General features: G+C 73.5%; 19 protein-coding genes and 1 tRNA gene. 13 read left to right on the top strand and 7 right to left on the bottom strand.

Annotated elements, in window-relative coordinates:
* Positions 1 to 129: 129 nt before the first annotated feature.
* From ACIPWA_RS06830 to ACIPWA_RS06820, 3 genes are all read left to right on the top strand, one after another.
* On the top strand, positions 130 to 969 hold the full coding sequence (locus tag ACIPWA_RS06830) for a thymidylate synthase (protein ID WP_400289037.1): 840 nt from the start codon (positions 130 to 132) through the stop codon (positions 967 to 969).
* Positions 966 to 1,565, top strand: coding sequence for a dihydrofolate reductase (locus tag ACIPWA_RS06825; protein ID WP_400289035.1), 600 nt, complete (start codon positions 966 to 968; stop codon positions 1,563 to 1,565). The genes ACIPWA_RS06830 and ACIPWA_RS06825 overlap by 4 nt, the downstream gene beginning before the upstream one ends.
* Before the next feature lie 112 nt (positions 1,566 to 1,677).
* Positions 1,678 to 3,153, top strand: a complete 1,476-nt coding sequence (locus tag ACIPWA_RS06820) for an ATP-binding protein (RefSeq protein WP_400289033.1) — start codon at positions 1,678 to 1,680, stop codon at positions 3,151 to 3,153.
* Here the strand turns inward: ACIPWA_RS06820 and ACIPWA_RS06815 are convergent.
* The gene (locus ACIPWA_RS06815) at positions 3,150 to 4,571 is read right to left on the bottom strand and encodes a sensor histidine kinase (protein WP_400289031.1); all 1,422 of its coding nucleotides are present in this window, start codon (positions 4,569 to 4,571) and stop codon (positions 3,150 to 3,152) included. The two genes, ACIPWA_RS06820 and ACIPWA_RS06815, sit on opposite strands and share 4 nt — an antisense overlap.
* Complete coding sequence (locus ACIPWA_RS06810) at positions 4,568 to 5,224, bottom strand: response regulator transcription factor (protein WP_056645481.1); 657 nt, start codon at positions 5,222 to 5,224, stop codon at positions 4,568 to 4,570. The genes ACIPWA_RS06815 and ACIPWA_RS06810 overlap by 4 nt, the downstream gene beginning before the upstream one ends.
* Before the next feature lie 144 nt (positions 5,225 to 5,368).
* Here ACIPWA_RS06810 and ACIPWA_RS06805 point away from each other — a divergent pair, with 144 nt between their 5' ends.
* The 6 genes from ACIPWA_RS06805 to ACIPWA_RS06780 all read left to right on the top strand — a co-directional run bounded on the left by ACIPWA_RS06805 (position 5,369) and on the right by ACIPWA_RS06780 (position 10,569).
* On the top strand, positions 5,369 to 5,983 hold the full coding sequence (locus ACIPWA_RS06805) for a hypothetical protein (RefSeq protein WP_400289029.1): 615 nt from the start codon (positions 5,369 to 5,371) through the stop codon (positions 5,981 to 5,983).
* Positions 5,980 to 7,152 (top strand): peptidoglycan-binding protein, encoded by a 1,173-nt coding sequence (locus ACIPWA_RS06800; RefSeq protein WP_400289028.1) that lies wholly within the window; start codon positions 5,980 to 5,982, stop codon positions 7,150 to 7,152. Before ACIPWA_RS06805 ends, ACIPWA_RS06800 begins: the two co-directional genes overlap by 4 nt.
* Positions 7,149 to 8,009 carry an ABC transporter ATP-binding protein gene (locus ACIPWA_RS06795; RefSeq protein ID WP_400289026.1) on the top strand — a complete coding sequence of 287 codons (861 nt, stop codon included), beginning with the start codon at positions 7,149 to 7,151 and terminating at the stop codon, positions 8,007 to 8,009. The genes ACIPWA_RS06800 and ACIPWA_RS06795 overlap by 4 nt, the downstream gene beginning before the upstream one ends.
* On the top strand, positions 8,003 to 9,202 hold the full coding sequence (locus tag ACIPWA_RS06790) for an ABC transporter permease (protein ID WP_248948564.1): 1,200 nt from the start codon (positions 8,003 to 8,005) through the stop codon (positions 9,200 to 9,202). The genes ACIPWA_RS06795 and ACIPWA_RS06790 overlap by 7 nt, the downstream gene beginning before the upstream one ends.
* Before the next feature lie 103 nt (positions 9,203 to 9,305).
* Positions 9,306 to 10,349: a glycoside hydrolase family 6 protein gene (locus ACIPWA_RS06785; protein ID WP_400289023.1), complete on the top strand. Its 1,044-nt coding sequence runs from the start codon at positions 9,306 to 9,308 to the stop codon at positions 10,347 to 10,349.
* A gap of 144 nt (positions 10,350 to 10,493) precedes the next feature.
* Positions 10,494 to 10,569 (top strand) — tRNA-Arg (locus tag ACIPWA_RS06780).
* A 34-nt stretch (positions 10,570 to 10,603) separates the two neighbouring features.
* On the opposite strand, the gene ACIPWA_RS06775 is transcribed toward ACIPWA_RS06780, so the two are convergent.
* From ACIPWA_RS06775 to ACIPWA_RS06755, 5 genes are all read right to left on the bottom strand, one after another.
* Positions 10,604 to 11,788: an alpha/beta hydrolase gene (locus tag ACIPWA_RS06775; RefSeq protein WP_400289022.1), complete on the bottom strand. Its 1,185-nt coding sequence runs from the start codon at positions 11,786 to 11,788 to the stop codon at positions 10,604 to 10,606.
* Between the two features lie 164 nt (positions 11,789 to 11,952).
* Entirely contained in the window at positions 11,953 to 13,143 is a 1,191-nt protein-coding gene (locus tag ACIPWA_RS06770) for an ABC transporter permease (protein ID WP_068624234.1), read from the bottom strand.
* On the bottom strand, positions 13,140 to 13,829 hold the full coding sequence (locus tag ACIPWA_RS06765; RefSeq protein ID WP_056760457.1) for an ABC transporter ATP-binding protein: 690 nt from the start codon (positions 13,827 to 13,829) through the stop codon (positions 13,140 to 13,142). Before ACIPWA_RS06765 ends, ACIPWA_RS06770 begins: the two co-directional genes overlap by 4 nt.
* Positions 13,826 to 14,929: an efflux RND transporter periplasmic adaptor subunit gene (locus tag ACIPWA_RS06760; RefSeq protein ID WP_056645499.1), complete on the bottom strand. Its 1,104-nt coding sequence runs from the start codon at positions 14,927 to 14,929 to the stop codon at positions 13,826 to 13,828. The genes ACIPWA_RS06765 and ACIPWA_RS06760 overlap by 4 nt, the downstream gene beginning before the upstream one ends.
* Positions 14,926 to 15,408: a hypothetical protein gene (locus ACIPWA_RS06755; protein ID WP_056760452.1), complete on the bottom strand. Its 483-nt coding sequence runs from the start codon at positions 15,406 to 15,408 to the stop codon at positions 14,926 to 14,928. Before ACIPWA_RS06755 ends, ACIPWA_RS06760 begins: the two co-directional genes overlap by 4 nt.
* Positions 15,409 to 15,601: 193 nt before the next feature.
* Between ACIPWA_RS06755 and ACIPWA_RS06750 the strand changes: the two genes are divergently transcribed.
* From ACIPWA_RS06750 to ACIPWA_RS06735, 4 genes are all read left to right on the top strand, one after another.
* Positions 15,602 to 16,264: a response regulator transcription factor gene (locus tag ACIPWA_RS06750; protein WP_068707239.1), complete on the top strand. Its 663-nt coding sequence runs from the start codon at positions 15,602 to 15,604 to the stop codon at positions 16,262 to 16,264.
* Complete coding sequence (locus ACIPWA_RS06745) at positions 16,257 to 17,528, top strand: sensor histidine kinase (protein ID WP_068624236.1); 1,272 nt, start codon at positions 16,257 to 16,259, stop codon at positions 17,526 to 17,528. Before ACIPWA_RS06750 ends, ACIPWA_RS06745 begins: the two co-directional genes overlap by 8 nt.
* 326 nt (positions 17,529 to 17,854) lie before the next feature.
* Positions 17,855 to 18,499, top strand: coding sequence for a vitamin K epoxide reductase family protein (locus ACIPWA_RS06740; RefSeq protein WP_056645508.1), 645 nt, complete (start codon positions 17,855 to 17,857; stop codon positions 18,497 to 18,499).
* Positions 18,500 to 18,960: 461 nt separating this feature from the next.
* Positions 18,961 to 23,106: a hypothetical protein gene (locus ACIPWA_RS06735; protein ID WP_400289017.1), complete on the top strand. Its 4,146-nt coding sequence runs from the start codon at positions 18,961 to 18,963 to the stop codon at positions 23,104 to 23,106.
* Positions 23,107 to 23,272: the final 166 nt, after the last annotated feature.

The following is a 23,272-nucleotide window of genomic DNA, read 5'->3' as shown; positions in this document are numbered from 1 at the left end:
GTGCACACAGAGAGCCCCGGGATCAACGGCCTACCCACCACGGTGAGGGAAACCCCCCGGGGCCTTGTGCTGTCCAGGCACAGGACGCGTCGGCTATCCGTTCCGTCGACCTCTTCTAGACTGGCACCCGTGGTCACCGTCAGCGACAGCTCCAGCGCGCCCAGCAGCTCACCCGTCCCGACGCCCTACGAGGACCTTCTCCGGCTCGTCCTGGAGACCGGGACGCACAAGTCGGACCGCACGGGGACGGGCACGCGCAGCGTGTTCGGCCACCAGATGCGCTTCGACCTGTCGCAGGGCTTCCCGCTCGTGACGACCAAGCGCGTGCACCTGAAGTCGATCGTCTACGAGCTGCTGTGGTTCCTGCGCGGCGACTCGAACGTGCGCTGGCTCCAGGAGAACGGCGTGAAGATCTGGGACGAGTGGGCCGACGAGGACGGCGAGCTCGGTCCGGTCTACGGCGTCCAGTGGCGCTCGTGGCCCACGCCCGACGGCGAGCACGTCGACCAGATCAGCCAGGTCCTCGACACGCTGCGCACCAACCCGGACTCGCGCCGCATGATCGTCTCGGCGTGGAACGTGGGCGAGCTCGACAAGATGGCCCTGCCCGCCTGCCACGCTTTCTTCCAGTTCTACGTGGCCGACGGCAAGCTCTCGTGCCAGCTCTACCAGCGCAGCGCTGACCTGTTCCTGGGCGTCCCGTTCAACATCGCGTCCTATGCGCTGCTCACGCACATGGTCGCGGCGCAGTCGGGGCTCGAGGTCGGCGACTTCGTCTGGACGGGCGGCGACTGCCACATCTACGACAACCACGTCGAGCAGGTGCGCGAGCAGCTCAGCCGTGAGGCCTACCCGGCCCCCACGCTGCGCCTGGCCCCGCGCGACTCGTTGTTCGACTACACGTACGAGGACGTCGAGGTCGTGGGCTACCAGCACCACCCGACGATCAAGGCCCCGGTGGCGGTGTGAGCCGTCCGGCTGTCGGACTGGTCTGGGCCCAGGCGCACGACGCCGCGGGACGTCCGGTGATCGGCGCGGGCGGCGTCATGCCGTGGCACCTGCCCGAGGACCTCGCGCACTTCCGCCGCGTCACCACGGGCCACCCGGTCCTCATGGGTCGCGTCACGTGGGACTCGCTGCCGCCGCGCTTCCGCCCCCTGCCGGGGCGGCGCAACGTGGTCGTCACGCGCCAGGAGGGCTGGGTGCCCGACGGCGCCGCTCACCCGGGCGCCCTCGGCACCGGCGTCGTGGTCGCCTCGTCGGTCGAAGAGGGGCTGGCGCGCGCGTCGGCCGCCGCCGAGGAGTCGGGCTCGGGGCAGGTCTGGGTCATGGGCGGCGCGCAGGTGTACGCCGCGACCCTGCCGCTCGCGGACCGCTGCGTGGTGACCGAGATCGACCTCGAGGTCGACGGCGACGCGTTCGCGCCGGCGCTCGCGGCCGGGCCGGACGGTGACTGGGAGCTCGGAGGGGTCGGCCCGGACGCTCCGGGTGCCCCGGACGGCGGCTGGCAGACCTCTGCGGCGGGGGTCCGGTTCCGGATGCTCACGTACGAGCGGCGGCGCTAGCCCGGTCGCGGGAGCCTGCGCGTGCGCTCGCGCGCACCCTGGTCGATCCTTGTCCTGCACGGGTGGCGCGATGACGCCCGCCCGCCGCGACCTGCGACCACGGAGGCCCCGCATGACGACCGAGACCACGCTCGCCGAGTCCTTCGACGGCCGGCGCTTCACCTACCGCCTCCCGCGCGTGTCGAGCATCGGCCCGGGAGACTTCGTGACGATCGGCGTGACGTTCCCGGAGACGGCCGAGCACCCCGGTGCGGCCCTGGTCATGGGGCAGGTCCTGACGCGGGCGACCAAGGCGGGGGACGCCGTCGGGCACGGGCGGATCCTCGGGGAGCTGCGCCCGGACGGCACGGTGGCCACGTCGGGGGGCGACCCGTTCACGTCGGACGACCTCGCCCCGGCCGGGGCGGGCGTGCTCGAGGCGCTCCAGGCGCGCGAGCGTGCGACGCTGCGGATCGGCGACCTGCACCACAGCCGCGGCAACGTGGACGCGCTGCTCCAGCCGCACCGTTTCAACCGGCACACGTTCCTGTGCGGGCAGTCGGGCTCGGGCAAGACGTACGCGCTCGGGGTCCTTCTCGAGCAGCTCCTCATCGACACCGACCTGCCCATGGTCATCCTCGACCCGAACTCGGACTTCGTGCGGATCGGCGAGCTGCTCGAGTCCGCGTCGTCCGAGGACGCCCAGCGCCTGCGCGAGCTCGACGTGCGAGTCCTGCGCAACGACGGCGAGCACCACCCCGTCACCGCGCGGCTCACCGCGATGGAGGCCGCGAGCCAGGCCGCGGTGCTCCAGCTCGACCCGCTGACGGACCGGGGCGAGTACAACACCTTCCTGCGGATGCTCGAGAGCGCGACGGGTCCGGGCGGCGTCGCGGGAGCGCTCGGCACTGCAGCCGGGCCGTCGGCGATCGCGACCGAGGGCATGCTCAACCCGCACTCGATCCCGTCGGCCCTGCGCGCCACGGGCGAGCCCGACGCGCTCCGGCTCGCCCAGCGCGTCGAGAACCTCGGGATCCTCGACTGGGACGTGTGGGCGGGCGTCGGGCAGTCCGTGAGCGAGGTGCTCGACGAGGGCCCCCGCGCGGTCGTGGTCGACCTCGGGAGCCTGCACACGCACGAGGAGCAGCTCGCGGTCTCGCTCGCCCTGCTCGACGAGCTGTGGGCCGACCGCGCCACGCGCAAGCCCCGACTGATCGTGATCGACGAGGCGCACAACGTGGTCTCGGCCGAGCCCGCGACCCAGCTCCAGCGGCTCACGACCGAGCGCGTGATCCAGATCGCTGCCGAGGGACGCAAGTTCGGGCTGTGGCTGCTGCTCTCGACGCAGCGGCCCTCCAAGATCCACCCCAACGTGCTCTCGCAGTGCGACAACGTGATCGTCATGCGCATGAGCTCTCCCGCCGATCTGGTCGAGCTCGAGGCCGTCTTCGGGTTCGCGCCGCCCGAGCTGCTCGCCGCGACCCCGTTCTTCCACCAGGGTGAGGCACTCATCGCGGGCGGGTTCGTGCCGGCCCCCGCGATCATCCAGATGGGCGCCCGGCGCACGGTCGAGGGCGGCTCGGACGTGCCCGTGCCGATGCCGGGCTAGACGCCCGCGTCGGCCCTCACGCTCGCGGCCCCGGGCCGGGTCGTCTCGACGGCCCGGCCCGTCCGTGCGCCCGCAGTGCCCGCAGCGCCCGCAGCGCCCGTCGTGCCCGGCGGCCGCGCAGCACCCGGCAGCCGCGCGACGACCGTCAGCCCGCCGCCCTCGCGCGGCTCGGCCGTGACCTCGCCGTCGTGCGCGGCGGCGACCGAGCGCACGATCGACAGGCCCAGCCCCACGCCGCCGCGCACGTACCCGCCGCGCCGGTCGGCCACGGCCCCGTCGCGCCCGAGCCGCCGGAACGGCTCGAACAGCGCCTCGACCTCGTACGACGGGACGACGGGGCCCGTGTTGGACACCGCGACCTCGACCGTCCCGCCCGGCCCGGGGCGCGTCGCGACGGCGACCCGGCCACCGGGTTCGTTGTAGCGCACGGCGTTGTCGACGAGGTTCTGCACCAGCCGTTCGAGCAGCACCGCGTCACCGAGCAGGGGGGTCGGGGCCGTGTCGAGGCGCAGGTCGACACCGGCGTCGCGCGCGGAGACCCCCGCGGTCGCGACGGCCTGCGCGGCGACCTCGGCCAGGTCCACGGTCTCGGTGACGATCGGGGCCCGGTCTGCGGCGGCGAGCGTGAGGAGCCCCTCGATGAGGCGCTCCTGGCGCGCGTTGACCGCGAGCAGCGTCGCGCCGAGGTGGCGCGTGTCCTGGTGCGTCTCCGGGTCGTCGAGCGCGACCTCCAGGACCGTGCGGCTGATCGTGAGCGGGGTGCGCAGCTCGTGCGAGGCGTTGGCGACGAAACGGCGTTGCCCGTCGAACGACCGGTCGAGGCGCTCGAGCATCGCGTCGAACGTGTCGGCGAGGTCCTTGAGCTCGTCGTCGGGCCCAGAGTGCGCGATGCGCTCGTGGAGGTTGGTGTCCGCGACGCGCCGGGCCGTGGCCGTGATCCGGTGCAGGGGCGCGAGCACGCGCGTGGACATGACCCAGCCGAAGCCCACCGCGAGCACGCCGATCCCGAGCAGCGCGACGACCGACCACGTGAGGACCGTGCGCAGGGTCCGGTCGCGGGCCTCCTGGTTGTTGAGCTGGACGACGTCGCGCAGGTCGGTGAGTGTCCCCGCGGTGTCGGAGTACGTCGCGGTGGGTGTCAGGTCCTCGACCGGGCTGCTGAGCGGGATGGCCTCGCCCGAGACCAGGGCGGCCGACGTGGAGGCGTCCAAGGTCGCGTAGAGGCCGGGGTCGGTCGCCTGGACGGCGCCCACCGCGATGCCGACCGAGTCGAGCGGCTGGCGGTCGATCGCGGCCGCGAGCAGGACGTACAGGACGGCGATGAGCACGGCCCCGGCAACCACGAAGGCCGCGGCGTAGACGGCCGTGAGGCGAGCGCGCAGCGTGGGGCGCAGCACGGGGCGCGGGAGCGGCCTCATGCGACCCGGTACCCGACACCCGTGACGGTCTCGACGAGCGAGGCGTCCTCGAGCTTGCGGCGCAGCTGCTTGATGGTGAAGCGCACGACGCCCGTGAACGGGTCGATGTTCTCGTCCCAGACCTTCTCGAGCAGGTGCTCGGCCGACACGGGCCGCCCGTCGGCGCGCAGCAGCTCCTCGAGCACGCCGAACTCCTTGCGCGACAGGTGCACGAACCTCCCCTCGCGGTAGACCTCGTGCCGGCTCGTGTCGAGGCGCAGGCCCGAGCGTTCGAGCACGGGCGGGGCAGCGGGGCGCGCCCGCCGGCCGAGGGCCCGGACGCGGGCACTGAGCTCGGCGAACGCGAAGGGCTTGACGAGGTAGTCGTCGGCGCCCAGGTCGAGCCCGTTCACGCGGTCCAGCACGCCGCCCGACGCCGTGAGCATGAGGACCCGCGCGTCGCCGCCCGAGGCCACGAGCGCCCGGCACACGTCGTCGCCGTGGACGCCGGGCAGGTCCCGGTCGAGCACGACGACGTCGTACGCGTTCACGTCGATCCGCGCCAGGGCCTCGTGCCCGTCGAGCGCGACGTCGACCGCCATCGCGAGCCGTCGCAGCCCCGTCGCGACCGCCTCCGCGATCAGCTCCTCGTCCTCCACCACCAGTACTCGCACCTGAGGAGCATGCCGGTGAGCACTGTGAGATCTCTGTGAGGGCGTGACTCACGGGGGTCTCACGGGCCGCCCGCTGAACTGTTCGTGCACCCCGTCCCCGAGGCCGTGCGGCCCCGGGGACCGACCACGACGTGAGGACGCACCATGACCATCCACCAGCCCCCGGCCCCGACCACGGGGCGCAGCAGAGCCCGCTCGCGTCGCAGCGCGGCGTCGGTCGCGTTCGTCGTCGCGCTCCTGTCGGTCACGCTCTCGGCGTGCGCGCCCGACGGCGCCCCGGACGTCGCGAGCGCGGGCGGAGGCAAGGGCGAGAACAGCCAGGCGAAGGACGGGAAGTCGTACGAGGAGATGACCGACGCCGAGCGCGACGACCTGTCCCGCAAGTTCGCGAGCTGCATGCGGGACAACGGCGTGGACATGCCGGACCCGGACTCCTCGGGCGCCGTCGCCCTCACGACCGAGTCGGGCGCCGACATGGACGAGATGGACAAGGCCTTCGAGGCCTGCAAGGAGTTCCTGCCCAACGGCGGTGAGCCCATGAAGCCGAGCCCCGAGGACCTCGAGTCGCAGCGCGAGTTCGCGAAGTGCATGCGCGAGAACGGCATCGACATGCCGGACCCCGACCCGAACGGTGGCATGACGCAGGCGCTCGAGGTGCCCGACGACGTCGACGCGTTCGACGCGGCGATCGAGGCGTGCAACGGCGAGGGCGGCGCGAGCCTCTCGGTCGGCGGCGCGGTCCCGGCGGGTGGCGAGTGAGCCGCCGGCGGCACGTCGCCCCGGGTGACAGCCCTCGGAGCGTCGAGGTCACCGGACCGGCCGACGCCGCACCGGAGGGCGCCGCGCCCCGACGGAGGCGTCGCCGCGGGGCGATCGTCGGCGGGGTCGCCGGCGCTGTGGTGATCGGCGCCGGCGCCGTCCTGGTCCTGGGCGGGTTCGGTCGGGGCGCGGAACCCGACCCGGCCGCGTCCGGGCCCGGTGCGACCGCGACCGTGACGCGCCAGACGCTCGTCGAGCGGAGCACCGTCAAGGGAGTGCTCGGGTACGGCGAGGCCGTCGTCCAGGGACATCAGGGTGCGGGCGGCGACGGCGGGGGAGGAGGCGGGACCGTGACCTGGCTGCCCGGGGTGGGCGACGTCGTCGACCGCGGGGGCGTCCTGTTCAAGGTCGACGAGCACCCCACGGTCCTGCTGCTCGGCAGCCTGCCGATGTACCGCGACCTGGGCGTCGACGCCGAGGGGGACGACGTGCGCCAGCTCGAGGAGAACCTCGCGGCGCTCGGCTACACGGGCTTCACCGTGGACGCGAAGTTCACCGCAGCGACCGCCAAGGCCGTGGAGAAGTGGCAGAAGGACCGCGGGCTCGAGAAGACGGGGAGCGTCGGCCCGGCGGACGTGCTCGTGGTCCCCGGTCCGGTGCGGGTCGACGCGCTCAAGGTGCGCGTCGGGGCACCGGCCGCGGCCGAGATCCTCACGACGACGGGCGTCGACCGGGCGATCTCGGTCGACCTCGACCTCGCCGACCGCGACCTGGCCGTCGAGGGGGGCGCCGTGAGCGTCGCGCTCCCCGGCGGCGGGTCGGCCGACGGCGTGATCACTGCCGTCGGGAGCCCCAAGATCGTCAAGGACGAGAGCGGCATGCCCGGGGCCTCCGACACGACCGTGGTCCCCGTGACCGTGACCCTCGCCGACGGGACCGAGGCCGACGCGGGGTCGGTCAAGGTCACGTTCGTCGCCGACGAACGGCCCGACGTGCTCACCGTGCCCGTCGCAGCGCTCCTCGCGCTCGCCGAGGGCGGGTACGGCGTCGAGGTCGTCGAGGGCGGCTCGACCCGTATCGTCGCCGTGACCACCGGGCTCTTCGCCGACGGGAACGTCGAGGTCACGGGCGACCTGGCCGAGGGTGACGTCGTCGGGATGCCGTCGTGAGCGCCGCGACCGTCGCGCTCGCGCCCTCCGCGTCCGTGCCCGGGCCGGGGACCCCGGAAGGCGGTGGCGGGCCCGTGGTCACGCTGCACCAGGTCTCGCGCGTCTTCCCCGGGGGCGTCGCCGCGCTCCGCGACGTCCACCTCGACGTCGCGCGCGGCGAGCTCCTCGCGATCGTCGGGCCCTCGGGGTCGGGCAAGTCGACCATGCTCAACGTGATCGGCACGCTCGACCGGCCCACCTCGGGGCACGTCATGATCGACGACTTCCTCGTCGAGGACCTCGACGACCGCGAGGTGTCCGCGCTGCGCGCGAGCCGCATCGGGTTCGTGTTCCAGCACTTCCACCTGGCCGTCGGGGTCTCGGCGCTCGACAACGTGGCCGACGGCCTCCTGTACCGCGGGGTGGGGCGGCGCGAGCGGCGTCGTCGCGCGGCGGAAGCGCTCGAGCGGGTAGGACTGGGGCACCGGCTGACGCACCGGCCGCACGAGCTGTCGGGCGGGGAGAAGCAGCGGGTCGCGATCGCCCGCGCGGTCGTCGGCGACCCGCCTCTGCTGCTCGCCGACGAACCCACGGGCGCGCTCGACACGGTCGCCGGGGCCGGCGTCATGGACGTGCTGCGCGGGCTCAACGCGGCCGGCACGACCGTCGTCATCATCACGCACGACCGCGATCTCGCGGCCTCGCTGCCGCGTCAGGTCGTGATGCGCGACGGCGCGATCGTCGCGGACGTCTCGGGCCCGGCCCGCGAGGGCCGGGGGACCGTCTTCGACGCGTCGCCGGGAGTCCTCGGCGCGGTGCCGGACGGCGTGGCCGCAGGCCACCCGACCGACGCGTCGACCGAGGAGGCGTCGTGCTGACCGTGCTGCGCCCGGCCCGGCTCGCAGCCCCCGACGTGCTCCGCGTCGGTGCGACCGGTCTGCGCACCCGCCCGCTGCGGGCCGTCCTGTCGGCGCTGGGCATCGCGATCGGCATCGCGGCCATGGTCGCGGTCGTCGGGATCTCGAGCTCCTCGCGCGCCGAGCTCGACCGGACGCTCGCGACCCTCGGGACCAACCTGCTGCGGGTGGCTCCGGGCACCGACCTGTTCGGGGAGGCGGCCAGCCTCCCGCCCGAGTCCGTCGAGATGGTGCGCCGGATCGCGCCCGTCGAGACGGCGACGTCGGTCGCGCTGCTCAAGGCCAAGGCGTACCGCACGGACCTGGTCCCGGCCGGTGAGTCGGGCGGGATCGGGGTGTACGCGACCGACCTCGACCTGCTCGAGTCGATCGGGGGGAGCGTGGCCCAGGGCGCGTGGCTCACCGAGGCGACCTCGCAGTTCCCGGCCGTCGTCCTGGGGCACACGACCGCCGAGCGGCTCGGGATCTCGGCCCCGGACCCGGCCGTCAAGGTCTGGATCGGCGGCGAGTGGTTCACGGTCGTCGGGATCCTCGACCCCGTCCCCCTGGCTCCCGAGGTCGACCTCGGGGCCCTCGTCGGGCGCGAGGCCGCGGCGGAGTACCTCGGCTGGGACGAGCTGCCGACGACGATCTTCACGCGGACCCGGGAGGACGCCGTCGAGCAGGTGCGCAGCGTGCTCGGCCCCACGGCCAACCCGCAAGCGCCCAACGAGGTCGACGTCTCGCGCCCCTCGGACGCGCTCGCGGCCCAGCAGGCGACGGACGAGGCGTTCACGGGTCTGCTCGTCGGGCTCGGCGCGGTCGCGCTGCTCGTGGGCGGGATCGGGGTCGCCAACACCATGGTGATCTCGGTGCTCGAACGACGGGCGGAGATCGGGCTGCGCCGCTCGCTCGGGGCGACGCGGGGGCAGATCCGCGGGCAGTTCCTCGTCGAGTCCCTGGTGCTCTCCCTCATGGGAGGGGCCGCCGGGGTCCTGATCGGCGTCGGCATCACGGCCGGGTACGCCACCTCGCAGGGGTGGCCCGTCGCCGTGCCGCCCGTCGTCGCGGCCGGAGGGCTCGTCGCGACGCTCGCGATCGGGGCCGTCGCCGGCCTCTACCCCGCGGTGCGGGCGGCGCGCATGGCGCCGACCGAGGCGCTCGCGGCGGTCTGACCAGGTGGGGTGCCGGGCCTCGGGTCCGGCACCCCACCGTCGACAGCCCGGCGGGATGGGACGCCCGGGCCGGCGCACCGTAGAGGCCGTAGTGTCCCGACACATGCTCACGCGACCGGACCGACACCTCACCGTGACCTGGCTGGGTGCGGTGATCCTCGCCGTCGGGCTCGCTGCGTGCAGCGCGGGGACCGGCGACGAGGCCACGTCGCCGAGCGCCGAGCCCGCTCCGGCCGTGACCCCGCCAGGGCCCCCGGCCGGTGCGGACACCAACCCGTTCCTCGCGGGCGCCCCCGCGGCGGACCCGGACATGCAGTCGGTGCACGCCGCCGACGCGCTCCGGGCGAGCGACCCCGACGGGGCCGCCGCGCTCGACGTCATCAGCGAGGTGGGGGCGTCCCTGTGGGTCGGGGACTGGTTCGACCCCGCCGCGGCGCAGGCGCTCGTGCACGACTACGCGACCGCGGCCCACGCGGCCGGACGCACGGGCGTCGTCACGATCTACGCGATCCCGGCCCGGGACTGCGGCTCGTTCTCCGACGGCGGCCTCACGCCCGAGGAGTACCCGGACTTCGTCCAGGCCGTCGCCGACGGGCTGCGGGGCACCCGGACCGCCGTCGTCCTGGAGCCCGACGCGCTCGCCGACCTCGGCGCGTGCGACGCGCAGGGCGACCGGGCCGGGCTGCTGCGGCAGGCGACCGCGGCGCTCGCGGACGCCGGCGCGAGCGTCTACCTCGACGCCGGGAACTCGGCGTGGATCGACGCGCCGACCATGGCCGACCGCCTGCGGCAGGCCGGGATCGAGGACGCCCGCGGGTTCGCGACCAACGTCTCGAACTTCCGCACCACGTCCGACGAGCGTGCGTACGGCGACGAGCTCGCCGCGCTGCTCGGCACGCACTACGTGGTCGACACGTCGCGCAACGGGCTCGGGCCCCTGGGCGACGGGCCGCTCGACTGGTGCAACCCTGCGGGGCGCGCGCTCGGTGAGAAGCCCGCAGCGGTCGACGACGGCAGCGCCCTGGACGCGTACCTCTACGTCAAGGTCCCCGGGGAGTCCGACGGCGAGTGCGACCGCGGCGACCCGGCCGCCGGTCAGTTCTGGCCCGAGTACGCGATCGGGCTGGTCGAGCGCGCGGGCGGGTAGGGCGGCCGGGTCGGTGGCTGGTTGGGCGGCCGGTCGCGGCGTGCCCGGGGTGGACGCGGGGTGGGCGCGGTTGGGACAGTCCGGGGCCGGGACGCTAGGCTGTCGGGCGTCCCACCGGGCCCGATCCTCCGTGTTCGCGCCCACGCGCCTGTAGCTCAGGGGATAGAGCACCGCTCTCCTAAAGCGGGTGTCGCCAGTTCGAATCTGGCCAGGCGCACCACCGTTCCCGTGGCACCATGCCCGATCCGCGCGGTCTACCGCTCGTCGCGCCGCTCGACCGACGTCCTCGTCGCCTCCGGCGCCCGGTCCCGCGCCACCACCCGCTCGGCGAACTCCTCGACCGCTGCGACGACCGCGTCGAACCTCATCGAGTGGAACAGGTCGAACCCGTGCTGCGCACCGGGCAGCTCGGCGTACACGACCGGCGATGACGAGACCCCCCGCAGGTGCCGCACGAACCGTCGCGCCCCCTCGACCGGCACCAGGGTGTCCTGGTCGCCGTGCACCACGAGGAACGGGGGAGCGTCGGGCCGCACGTAGTCGGTCGGCGACGAGTCGACGGCCAGGTCGCGACCGCTGCCGTAGTACTCGCCGAAGTAGCCGTAGAGGCAGACCACCCCGACCACGGACGTGTCGGCGCCCTCGAACCCGGGCTGGAACCGGGCGTCTCCCGGGGTGAGCGCCGCGAGCGCCGCGAGGTGCGCGCCGGCCGAGCTGCCTGCGACGACGACACGAGCGGTGTCGGCCCCGTGCTCGGGGCCGTGCTCGCGGACCCAGGCCAGCACCTGCTTGGCGTCGACCAGGTGGCCGGGGAAGTTCGTCGTCGGGCGCAGTCCGTAGTTCGCGCTCACGCACACCCAGCCGTGGCTCGCGAGGCGCGAGAGCATCGCCCGGGCCTCGAGCTCCTTGCGCCCGCTCACGTACCCACCGCCGTGGAAGTACACGAGCGTCGGCCCGTCGGGCGGGCGCGACCGGGGGCGGTACACGTCGAGCCGGTGCTGCGCGCCGTCGCCGTACGGCAGGTCACGCACGCGCACGACGTCGCGTCGCCGTACCGCGAACGGGGCCAGCAGGATCCGGCGCCAGGGCAGCCCGCGCGCCGTGACGGCTCCCGGCGCGGTCGCGAGTCCCGCGACGAGCGTGCGGTCGAGCGCGGGCACCGCGCGCAGGCCACGTCGCGCGACCACGACGAGCCCGACCGCGGTCAGGACGGCCAGGGCGAGCCCGACACGGCCGGCGGGCGTCGCGCCGTCGCCGTCGACGACCGCGATCACCGACAGGGCGGTCAGCGCGGCCAGCATGACGAACGGCTGCTCGTTCACCAGGACGCTCAGGCGAAAGCTCAACCGTCCCAGCCCGGGCGGCCGGCGGGCGGGGACCAGGGACGTCGTGGTGCAGCACGCGAGCAGCAGCACCGGGACGAGGTACCCGATCGCCATGGCCCGCTCCTTCGCCGCCCGCGCGCGGACGCGTCGTCGTCCGCGTCTTCCGGTCTACACCGCCGGGCCCGACGGCGCGCGGGCAGGTCCGGACGACCGGACGCCGCGGCCGGCCAGCCGGGGTGGGCTGACGGCCACGGCGTCAGGTTCTGTCCTCCCGTCGGTCAGCTGCTCAGCGCCGCGGTCGGCGAGGTGCGGGACGCGCGCACGGCGGGCAGGACGCCCGCGACCGCCCCCACGAGGATCGTGACGACGACCCCCAGCACGGGGACCTCGGGGGGGATCGCGAGACTCCACCCGTTCGTCCTGGCGACGACGGCCGTGATGACCCACCCGAGGACGGCTCCGGCGACCCCGCCGAGGGCCGAGAGCAGCATCGCCTCGAAGAGGAACTGCACCCGGATGTGCTTGCGCGTGGCGCCCAGGGAGCGCCGCAGACCGATCTCCTGGCGCCGTTCCAGGACCGAGATGACCATGGTGTTGGCCACCCCGATCCCACCGACGAGCAGGGCGATCGAGCCCACCCCGACCAGGAGCCCGGTGAAGGCCTGGTCGACCGTGTTCTTCGCGGCGAGGGCGTCCGAGGGGCGGCTGACCTGCACCTGGCTCGGCGAGTCGGGGTGGATCGTCGGCGGCAGAAGCTTGCGCACCTGGGCGACGCTCTCCTCCGTGGACCGCTCGTAGATCGTCGTCGGCGCACCGTCGTGGTCGAAGAGGTCGGAGGCGATCGGTTCGCCGACGAGTGCCGTCGAGTCGAGCTCCGGGGCGAGGGGCGACGACTCGAGGATGCCCACGACGGTGAACGGGTGACCGCCCACCCACACGAGGCTGCCCACCGTGCCGATCCCCAGGCGTTCGGCCGTCCCGCGGCCCAGGACGACGGCCGGGTACTGCGCGGTCGACTCGTTGAGCCACGACCCGTGCATGAGCCGGGCACCGGTCGCCTCGAGCAGGTCGAGGTCGGCGGCCGCCACGGTCAACCCTCCGGTGCGGCCGGGATCGACCTCGGAGCTGCGGAAGATCGTGATCGTGTCGAGCGTGCCGATCGAGCTCACGTGCAGGACGTCCGGGATGCGCCGCACGAGCGCGACCGCGTCCGGTGGGAGGGGCGCGTCCTGGCCGAGGACGTCCGTGCCGGCCGTGACCGTGAGCAGGTTGGTACCCAGCGCGGACAGCTTGTCCTTGATGAGCGCCTGGCTCGAGGTCGAGATGCCGATCACGGAGATCATGGCGGCGATACCGATCGCGATGCCCAAGGACGAGAGGATCGCGCGCATGGGGCGGGCGCGCAGCCCGTGCAGGCCGAGGCTGAAGAGGTCGCCGGGCCGGAGCCTGGAACGGCGGTCGAGGCTCATCGGCTGTCCTCCCGGTCGTCGGAGAGGATCCTGCCGTCGCGGATGCGGACCTGCCGGGGCAGGCGGTCGGCGAGCTCCTGGTCGTGGGTGATGACCACGACCGTGGTCCCGGACCTGTTCAGGTCGTGGAGGATCTCGACGACGCCCTCGCCGGAGGCGGTGTCGAGGCTGCCGGTCGGCTCGTCCGCCAGGAGCAGGCGAGGTTCGCCGACGACGGCGCGCGCGATCGCGACGCGCTGGCGCTCTCCGCCCGACATCTGCCGCGGGTGGTGGTGCAACCGTGCGCCGAGGCCCACGCGTTCGAGAGCAGTGCGCGCCCGGCGACGGCGCTCGCGGGGCGCCAGGCCGGTGTACAGCAGACCGGTCGCGACGTTGTCGAGGGCCGTGACGCCGTCGGACAGGTGGAACTGCTGGAAGATGAACCCGATCGTGTAGGCCCGCAGGGCCGAGAGGCTCGCGTCGCTCATGGCGGTCACGTCGTTCCCGGCGATCCTGGTCGCGCCCGAGGACGCGCGGTCCAGGGACCCGATGATGTTGAGCATGGTCGACTTGCCGGACCCGCTCGGGCCGACGATCGCGACCATCTCACCCTCGTCGATCTTCAGGGTGACTCCACCGAGCGCGACCGTCGGTGGTGACCCGTAGGTGCGGGTCACGTCCTCCAGGTCGATGATCGCTGTGCTCACTTGGCCACCACGATCGTGTCGCCCACCTCGAGGTCGCCCCCGGTCACCTCGACCAGGCCGTTGGCGAACGTGCCGAGCTCGACCGGCACCAGGTGCGTGCTGTCGCCGTCCGAGGTCTCGACGGCGAAGCCGCCCCCCGGCTGCGCGAGCAGGGCCAGGACGGGCACGGTCAGCACGTCGGTCGCGCGGGTCCGGGTGAGCACGAGCGTGACGGCGACGTTGTCGAGAGACTCGGCCGCAGCCGGGTCGTCGAGCGTGAGGGTCACGGGCACCTTGAGCGTCTTGTCGTCGCCGCCCTCCTGCTCGACCGGCGCCCCCACCTCGGCGACCGTTCCCGTCGTGGAGACGCCTCCCGGGAGGGTGATCGCCACGTTGGTGCCGACGGGGGCGATGGGTGCCTGTGCCTGGTCGAGGAAGGCCTGGACCTGCTTGTCCGGTCCCGTGACGGAGAGGATCTCGGGACCGGCGGTGTCGCCGACCTGCGCCTTGTGCGACTGCACGCGGACGTCGACGAGCGAGAAGACGACCCGGCCCAGGTCGATCGTGCCGGTCTGCTCGACCTTCAGCGACTTCTGCCACTTCTTGATCGCGGCCGTCGTGCTCTCGCTGAACGTGGAGTCGGGCTTCGCGACGAAGAAGCCCAGCTGGGCGAGGTTCTGCTCGAGCTGGAGGACGTCGTTCCCCGGGGACATCCCGGCGGTGAACGCGCGCCAGGCGGGCAGGGGCCCTCGCAGCAGGGTCACGGGGAGGTCGTCGATCCGGAACAGCTCCTGGCCCACGGTGACCACCGTGCCCGGTGCGGGGAGCCCGGTGATCACCCCGGTGAGCTCCGTCCCCAGGTCGCGTTGCGCGTTGTGGGCCAAGGTGCCCTGGGTCCGGACCTGCTCCGTGAGGTCACCCCGGTTCACGGTGACGGTCTCGAGCTCGAGCCGGGTGCTCGTGGGGTCGGGGGCCGCGGGCGGACGCGTGAGAGCGACCACGCCGACGACGGCCGCGACGGCTGCGAGGGCGCCGAGGGTCGTCAGGATCCAGCGTCGTGCTCGGTGCGGGCGGGCGGTGGTGGTCGCCGAGGACTGGTCGGTGGTGGTGGGAGCGCTCACTGGACGGCTTCCTGGCTCTTGGCGTAGCAGGTGTCGACGACGTCGGGGTCGATCTCAGGACCGAGCGCCTCGCTCATGCCCGATCCCTTGACGGGGTCGGGGTAGTCGTAGCCGGCCTCGCGCATGCACGCGGCGAATGCCAGCTGGGCCTCGAACATCTCGTCCTCGGACGGCATGTTCTCGTCGACGGGGGCCTCGCCGATCTCGTCGATGCAGGCCGTGTACTCGGTGTCGAACGCCGCCGACTCCTCGCTCGTCATCGACGGCGTGCTGCCACCCCCCTCGCTCATGGCGACGAGGTCGTAGCCGGCGTCGAGCATGCAGTCGTCGACGTCCTGCCGCCATTCCTCGATGGTCATCTTGGCGGCTCCCGTGTCGAGCTCGGGGTCGGCGTCCGCAGCGGGGGAGCAGGCCGAGACCGCGAGGAGCAGGCCCGTCCCGAGGAGCGCGGTGAGGGAACGGATGGTCGTCGTGCGCACAGTGTTGTCCTTTCGTCGCGTCGAGGTCGGGCGACCTGACGTGCTGCGCCGATCTCATCAAGCCCTTGGTTGCGGAAACGTAAGGTCCGCGCCTTACCTCGACGCAACCTTCTCCGTGGTCTCCTGAGGGAGATGGATCGGCGAGGCGCCGCGAACGGGCTTCCTGAGCGAAGGAAGAAGGGTGGACACGCACGTGAGAGTGCTGATCGTGGAGGACGAGGAGTACCTGGCCGACGCCGTCCGGGCACGTCTGGCCATGGAGGCGATCGCGGCCGACGTGGCCCCGGACGGCGACGCGGCGCTCCTCGCCGTCGACCTGTACGACTACGACGTGGTGCTGCTCGACCGGGACATCCCCGGCGTGCACGGGGACGAGGTCTGCCGGCGCCTGGCGGCCGACCCTGCCGGGCCCGCGGTGCTGATGCTCACGGCAGCGGGGACCCTCGACGACCGTGTGGACGGGCTCGGCCTCGGGGCCGACGACTATCTGTCCAAGCCGTTCGAGTTCCCCGAGCTCATCGCCCGGCTCCGCGCCCTCAACCGGCGCAGCTTCACGTCCCGGCCTCCGGTGCTCGAGCGACGCGGAGTCCGCCTGGACCCGTTCCGCCGCGAGGTCACGGTCAGGGGTCGGCGCGTCACCCTGACCCGGAAGGAGTTCGCGGTGCTGGAGCTGCTCCTGGCGGCCGACGGAGCCGTGGTCAGCGCGGAGACGCTCCTGGAGAAGGCCTGGGACGAGAACGCCAACCCCTTCACGCACGCCGTCAAGGTGACCATCAGCACGCTGCGGCGCAAGCTCGGCGACCCGGGGGTCATCACGACGGTGCCCGGTGCGGGGTACGTGATCAGCGATGACTAGCCCGCGGCCCACCCCGCCGCCGTCGGACCTCGACGGCGGGGAGCCGGTGACGAAGCGCTACCGCCTGACGGTGCGCGCGCGGCTCGCACTGACCTACTCGGCGCTCCTGACGGGGGCGGGCATCGTCCTGCTCGCGATCGTCTACGTCTTCATGCGCTACGTCCCCACCTACGACTTCGCCGCGGCCACGACGGCGTCCACCGACGCGGCCTCGGTCGCCCCCGGGGGCTCGCTGGTCCCCACCGACGACCCGACGGCACCGGCAGCGGTGGTCGTCCCCGCGTCCGAGCTCCTGGTGACGTCGAGCGAGCAGCTCCTCAACCTCCTGCTCGTGACCTCGATCGTCGTGCTCGTCGTCCTGGCGGTGCTGGGCACCGCGGTCGGCTGGGCGGTGGCGGGCCGGATGCTCCGGCCGTTGCAGGACATCAACTCGGCCGTGCACCGGGCGAGCGAGGGCGACCTGGCGCAGCGGATCCGGTTGTCCGGACCCCGGGACGAGATCTCGGAGCTCGCCGAGAGCTTCGACGAGATGCTCGATCGCCTCGACCGGTCCTTCACGGCCACGCGCCGCTTCGCGGCCAACGCCTCGCACGAGCTGCGGACCCCGCTCGCGACGACCCGGGCCATGCTGGACGTCGCCCTGGCCCAGCACGACGACCCGGAGGAGAGGGTCGTGTTCGACCGCCTCCGGGTCATGAACGAACGGAACATCGAGACAGTGACGGCCCTGCTGGACCTGGCCAGGATCGACTCGTCGCCACCGCGCCTCGAGCAGTTCGACCCGTCCAGGGTCGTCGCCCAGGCGATCGAGTCGTGCGCCGAGGAGGCAGCGGCCCACGACGTGCGGATCGAGCACCGGCTGACCGAGACGACCATCGACGGCGAACCCGTCCTGCTCCGCCAGCTGGTCACCAATCTTGTGCAGAACGGGATTCGGCACAACGAGCCCGGCGGATTTCTCGCGGTCGAGGCCGCCCCGTCCGACGTTCCGGGGGGATGGGAGATCGAGGTCGTCAGCTCCGGCCAGGTCCTCGATCCCGAGGCCGTCGAGAGATTCACCGATCCGTTCATGAGAGGAACCGGGCGCACGAGGAATGCGAGCTCGGCCGGACAGGGACTGGGGTTGTCGATCGTCGCGGCGATCGTCGACCGGTTCCGGGGCGAGCTCCGGCTCGCGCCGCGCCAGGGCGGGGGCCTGCGGGTGAGCGTGGTCCTCCCGCCGGCCCGCAGCGTGAACGGCGAGCACCCGCGGTCCATGACGTGAAGAAGGTGATCCGGTGCCCGGGTCGCCTCGCCGGACCTGCCCCTCCCGACGAGGGGCAGGTCCGATATCGAATTCCAGAGCGGTCTCTTTCCGGGCAGCCTTGACAAAGGCGTCAGGAATGTTCGCCCCAGGATCCGTGGCGAATTCTCCAGGTGTTTCTTCCGGAGGTGCACGGCTTCTTCCGTGCACCGTGCCCGCGCGGTCGGTCCATCTGCTGATCGCGCATTGTCCGCGAGAAGCCGCACCCGCACGTGCAGCGGGCACCACGCCCCTAGGCTGGAGGCGCCCCGGGGATGGCCGGGGCCACTGCCTGAAGGGCCGCACGCATGAGCGACGTTCTGCACGACGACCAGACCCTCGACCCGCTGACCGTGAAGGGCTTCCGGCACAGCCGTCAGTGGGTGTTCGGCACCATGCTGTTCTCGGCGTTGGTCAGCCTGACCGCGTCGTTCGTCCTGTCCTACGACGCGGTGCTCCTTGCAGCGAACCCGACGGCCGAGCTCTCGTGCAACGTCAACGAGGTCCTGTCCTGCGGCGCCGTGGGGGTCGCGTGGCAGTCGTCGTTGTTCGGCTTCCCCAACGCGTTCCTCGGGCTGATCGCCGAACCCGTGGTCATCACGATCGCGGTCGCGAGCCTCGGCGGGGTGCGGTTCCCGCGCTGGTTCATGTTCTCGGCGCAGGTCGTCTACACGCTGGGACTGATCTTCGCGTACTGGCTCTTCTACCAGTCCATGTTCGTGATCGGCGCGCTGTGCCCCTGGTGCCTGCTCGTCACGCTCTCGACGACGCTCGTCTTCATGACGCTCCTGCACTGGAACATCCTCGAGAACAACCTCTACCTCCCGGCCAGGGCGCAGGAGCGCGCGCTGTCGTTCGTCCGCTCCGACGCGGACGTGTTCCTCACGGCGGCCTGGGTCGTCCTGATGATCGCGGGCGTCGTGCTCAAGCACGGTTCCAAGCTCTTCGGCTGAGCCCCGCGCAGGGCGGGGAAGAGCCTCCTGCCCGACGGCGCCACTCACCCTCGCGGCCACGCCCCACCCGGGGCGTGGCCGCTCGTGCGTCAGCACACGATGTGGCCGATGTGGCACTGAATGCCACGTTGACGGCCGTCCAGGAAGAATCTGCCGCGGCGAACTGGACGCTCGTCCACTTTCACCCGCTGCCGTCCGCTCACAAGTTTGACGAACCGTAGAAGACCTTGCAGAATCATCTCTGACGGTGCGTATCGCCTGCCCCCTGCGCGGTGCGCACCGTCCTCACACTTTCTCGGCCCGTTCTCGGTGCGCAATGACGCTCACAGCGAGTTCACAGGAGCCGGACCTTCCTCCCGCAGTCGCCCTGGTGGCCTTTCTCGTCGCCCCGAGCAACCCGAAACGGCTGCCCACGGCGTGCCGGTGCCGGTTCGGCCACCCGCGACGGTTAGCGTTCCAGAGTGAACGCAGCCGCCCGCACCTCATCTGCCCACGAGTCCGTGGCCGATCCCGCTCGGCCGCTCACCGACCAGACCGCGCCCGACGGCGCATCAGCCGGTGCCTCGCCGAACGGGTCCGACGGCGCGACCGTCGCAGGGCCGCCCGTGCTCGTCGAGCCCCCCACGACCGCCGAGCTCGTCGAGGACGCCGTCCGGTCCTGGCGTGCCTCGCTCGTCGAGCTCGCGGGCGGTTCCTCGCTCGCGGACATCGGGCTCCTGGGTGACGCCGTCATCGATCTCACCGCGGCCCACCCGTCGGGGGTCGCACAGCTCTTCGCCGGCCGACCGACGCGCCTGTCCAACCTCTTCCGCGAGGGGGCGTCGCTGCCCGCTGCTCGCCGCCGGGCCCGCGCCGTGGTCGTCCGGTCGCAGGAGCACGCCCAGCGCTACGGCGTCGCACCGACCTACCTCGCGATCGGTGTCACGACCTGGACCGAGGAAGAGCCCTCCCGTCTCCCCACCGACGACGTCGCAGCGCTCGCGCACGTCGCCGGCTCGTCGCACGGCCGGACCATCGACGGGGCGACCGGCCTGCCTGCCGATCCCGCGGACCCGGCCCACGACCCCTCGGCCGACCCGGCCCAGGCCGCGCAGGGCGACCACGAGGCCGCCGCCGGCGCGCCGCACGCGGTGAGCGGCGCCGTCGGGCCCGAGGGCGCCACGGTGAACCCGGCCGGCGGGGCCACCGCGCCCGACCCGGTCCTGCCGCGCACCGTGCGCGCCCCCGTCCTGCTACGACCTCTCACGCTCACCCCGCGCGGCGACAGCGAGACCGACTACGACCTCACGCTCGAACCGACCGTCGAGATCAACCCCCTGCTCGCCCGCACCCTGCGCGCCCACGGCGGGCTGATCGACCCCGTGACGCTCGCCCGCAGCGCCTTCACGCCCGCGGGCTTCGACCCCTCGGACGCGCTCACCAGGATCACGGCCGTGGGCCGGGCCGTGCTCGGCGACTTCGAGATGACCCAGCGCGTGCTCGTCGGGACGTTCGTCCACCCCGGCCAGGTGCTCGTCGACGACCTCGACGAGCTGGCCTCGGGCCTGGAGCGGCACGAGGTCGTCGCGGCGCTCGCCGGCTCCGACGAGGCCGCGACCGCGCTCGAGCGCGAGCTCCCGGCGCCGCGCGTCGGGGACGCGGACCCCACCCAGGAGCGCGGCGTGGGCGACCTCGACCCCGCCCAGCGCCACGTGATCGACACGCTCGCGACCGGCAGCCACCTGTTCGTCGACGCTCCCGCGGGGTCCGACGTCGCGGGCACGCTCGCGGCCGTCGTGGCCGAGGCGGCGGCCAGCGGGCGCAGCATCCTCTACGTCCCCGGGCACCGCCGGGCGGCCGACTCGCTGACCCACCGGCTCGAGACGCTCGGTCTGGACGGACTGATCCTCGACATCGAGCCCGAGCCCACGTGGCGGGCCACGGCCTCGCACCGCCTGCTCGCGGCCATGGCCGCCGAGGCCGAGGTCGTCGACACCGACGCCGTCGCCCGCGTGCGCGACGGGCTCCTCGGTGCGCGTGCCCAGCTCTCGGGATACGTCGAGTCGCTGCACCTGGTGCGCGAGCCCTGGGGGGTGTCCGCGTACGCGGCCCTGCAGGCGCTCGCCCGCCTCACCGCGCAGCGCCCCGCTCCCGCGACGACCGTCCGCCTCGGACCCGAGGTCACGCTCCGGATCGGTGCCGAGCGCCGCGCCGAGCTCGCGGCGCGCCTCGAGGGCGCGGCCGACGTCGGCGCGTTCACGCTCCGCTCGACGTCCACGCCCTGGTTCGGCGCGGACATCACGAGCAGCGAGGGCGCCCAGGACGCACTGGTCCGGGTCGAGCGGCTCGCGGGCCGGACCCTGCCCGAGCTCCGCGAGCAGGTCGAGTCGGTCGCCCGGACCACGGGCCTCACGCCTGCCACGTCGGTCCGCCAGTGGGGCGAGCAGCTCACGATGCTCGGCGGGATGCGCGGCACCCTCGACGCGTTCCAGCCCCTGATCTTCGAGCGCACCGCGACCGACCTCGTCGAGGCCACCGGGACGCGCCAGTGGCGCGCCGACAACGGGATCGACATGGGCTGGGCCCACCGGCGACGGCTGCGCAAGCAGGCCAAGGACATGCTCCGTCCCGGGGTCCGGGTCGCCGACCTCCACGCGGCCCTCGTCGAGGTCCAGGCGCAGCGCGCGGTCTGGCAGGCGCAGTGCCCCCGCGGCGGCTGGCCCACCCTTCCCGAGGGGCTCGCGGCGATCGAGGACACGTTCGAGGCCGTGCGCCTCGACCTCGAGTACCTCGAGCCGGTCCTGTCCACGACCCCCGTCGGCGCGGACCTGATGGATCTGCCGCTCCCCGAGCTCGCCGCACGCCTGGTGAGCCTGAGCGAGGAGAAGGACGCGCTCGAGCACCTGCCGGCACGCACCGCGGCCCTGCGGTCGCTGCGTGACGAGGGGCTCGGCGAGCTGCTCGACGACCTCTCGGCCCGACGCGTCGAGAAGGAGCTGGTGGGGCCCGAGCTCGACCTCGCGTGGTGGAGCTCGGTGTTCGAGCAGATCCTCGCGCAGGACCCAGCGCTCGCGGGTCAGGACGGTGCGGGCCTCGAAGCGCTCGCGGGCCGGTTCCGCGAGCTCGACCGGACCCACATCACCGCGCTCTCGGCCCCCGTGCGGGTCGCGGTGCGCGAGCACCTCGGCGGCGCGATGCGCGATCACCGGTCCGAGGCGGAGGCTCTGTTCACCGAGCTCCTCGAGGGGCGGCTCACGAGCCTGCGCGACGCGCACGAGCTCTATCCCGAGATCCTGCGCCGGCTGCGCCCGTGCGTCGTCGCGTCGCCCACGCTCGTGCCGCACCTGTTCACCCCGGCGCGCACGGTCGACCTCGTGATCCTCGACGCCGTCCAGCACCTGCCGGTCGAGCTCGTGCTGTCGGCCCTCGCCCGCGGTCGTCAGGTCGTGGTCGTCGGGGACCCGCGTGCAGCGTCCGGGTCGGCCGTCAAGGAGCTCGCCGCGGTCCTGCCCACGGTCGCCCTGTCCACGGGTGGTGCGCGACGCGACCCGTACCTGACGGCCTTCCTCGTCGCGCACGGGTACGAGGGCGTGCTCCGCCCGAGCCCGCTGCCGCGGGCCGAGCCCCTGGTGCACCTCGACCTGGTCGACGGCGCCGGGATGCCCGACCCGACGTCGGGAGCGGTCGAGAGCACGCAGGCCGAGGTCGACCGGGTCGTGGAGATCGCGATCGAGCACGCCATGACGCGCCCCGAGGAGTCGCTCGCGATCGTCACGGTGAGCGCGGTGCACGCCGACCGGATCCGGGACGCGCTGCTCGCCGAGGTCCGGCAGAACCCGGCCCTCGCCGCGTTCTTCTCCGGTGCGCGGGCCGAACCCGTCGTCGTGGCCGAGGTCTCGGCGGTCGCGGGGCTCACGCGCGACGCGATCGTCCTGTCGGTCGGTTACGGCCGCACCCCGCACGGGCGGGTCCTGCACCGGTTCGGCGTGCTCAACGCCGCGGGCGGGGACGCGATGCTCCTCGACACGCTGGGCTCGACGCGCCGCCGGCTGCACGTCGTCACGTGCTTCACCGCGGCCGACCTCGACCCCGAGAGGCTGCGCGGGCACGGCGCCAAGCTGCTCGCCGAGGTCCTGGACCTGGCCGAGCAGCGCAACGGCCGCGCGGACCAGGTCACGCTCGGCAACGGCGTGGACGTCGGGGGGAACCCGGACCGCCTCGTGATCGACCTGGCCGAGCGTCTGTGGCGCGCGGGTCTCGTGGTCGAGACCGACTACGGGGTGGCCGGGGGCGACCGGATCCCGCTCGTCGTGGGGCACCCCGACATCCCGGGCGAGCTCCTCGTGGCGGTCCTGACCGACGACGACGCGTACGTCGCCGAGCGCAGCGTCCGCGTCCGCGACCGGCAGATCGCCGAGCGGCTCGAGTCCGCGGGATGGGTCGTGGCGCAGGTGTGGTCGGCGGCGGCGTTCCTCGACCCGGCCAGGGAGGCCGAGCGCATCCGCCGCGTGGTCCAGGCGGTGCGCGACGCTCGGCTGCCCGAGCGGGGCGGGATCGCGCAGACGGGCGGCGGCGACCGCATCGTCGTGGTGCCCGTGGTCGCGGACGACGAGTTCGGCACCGACTGACGGCTGAGAGAATGGACGGGTGCTCCCCGACGACCCAGCCTCCCGCCCCGATGCCCCGGCCCCTGCGGGGGACGCTGCGGGCGACGTTCCGGCGGTGGGCGCGGCGAGCGGGCATCCGCCGCGGCGCAGGTCCCGCCGGGTCGTGCGGCGGGGCACCGAGCAGGCA

It is taken from the genome of Oerskovia enterophila (assembly GCF_044748475.1).
GTDB classification, from domain to species: Bacteria; Actinomycetota; Actinomycetes; order Actinomycetales; family Cellulomonadaceae; genus Oerskovia; species Oerskovia enterophila.
This window is presented reverse-complemented; position numbering and strand designations above follow the sequence as displayed.

Excerpts from the sequence above, each read along its gene's own strand:
- ACIPWA_RS06820 (WP_400289033.1), top strand. The coding sequence starts at position 1,678 with ATGACGACCGAGACCACGCTCGCCGAGTCCTTCGACGGCCGGCGCTTC.
- ACIPWA_RS06815 (WP_400289031.1), bottom strand. The coding sequence starts at position 4,571 with ATGAGGCCGCTCCCGCGCCCCGTGCTGCGCCCCACGCTGCGCGCTCGC.
- ACIPWA_RS06805 (WP_400289029.1), top strand. The coding sequence starts at position 5,369 with ATGACCATCCACCAGCCCCCGGCCCCGACCACGGGGCGCAGCAGAGCC.
- ACIPWA_RS06785 (WP_400289023.1), top strand. The coding sequence starts at position 9,306 with ATGCTCACGCGACCGGACCGACACCTCACCGTGACCTGGCTGGGTGCG.
- ACIPWA_RS06775 (WP_400289022.1), bottom strand. The coding sequence starts at position 11,788 with ATGGCGATCGGGTACCTCGTCCCGGTGCTGCTGCTCGCGTGCTGCACC.
- ACIPWA_RS06770 (WP_068624234.1), bottom strand. The coding sequence starts at position 13,143 with ATGAGCCTCGACCGCCGTTCCAGGCTCCGGCCCGGCGACCTCTTCAGC.
- ACIPWA_RS06745 (WP_068624236.1), top strand. The coding sequence starts at position 16,257 with ATGACTAGCCCGCGGCCCACCCCGCCGCCGTCGGACCTCGACGGCGGG.
- ACIPWA_RS06740 (WP_056645508.1), top strand. The coding sequence starts at position 17,855 with ATGAGCGACGTTCTGCACGACGACCAGACCCTCGACCCGCTGACCGTG.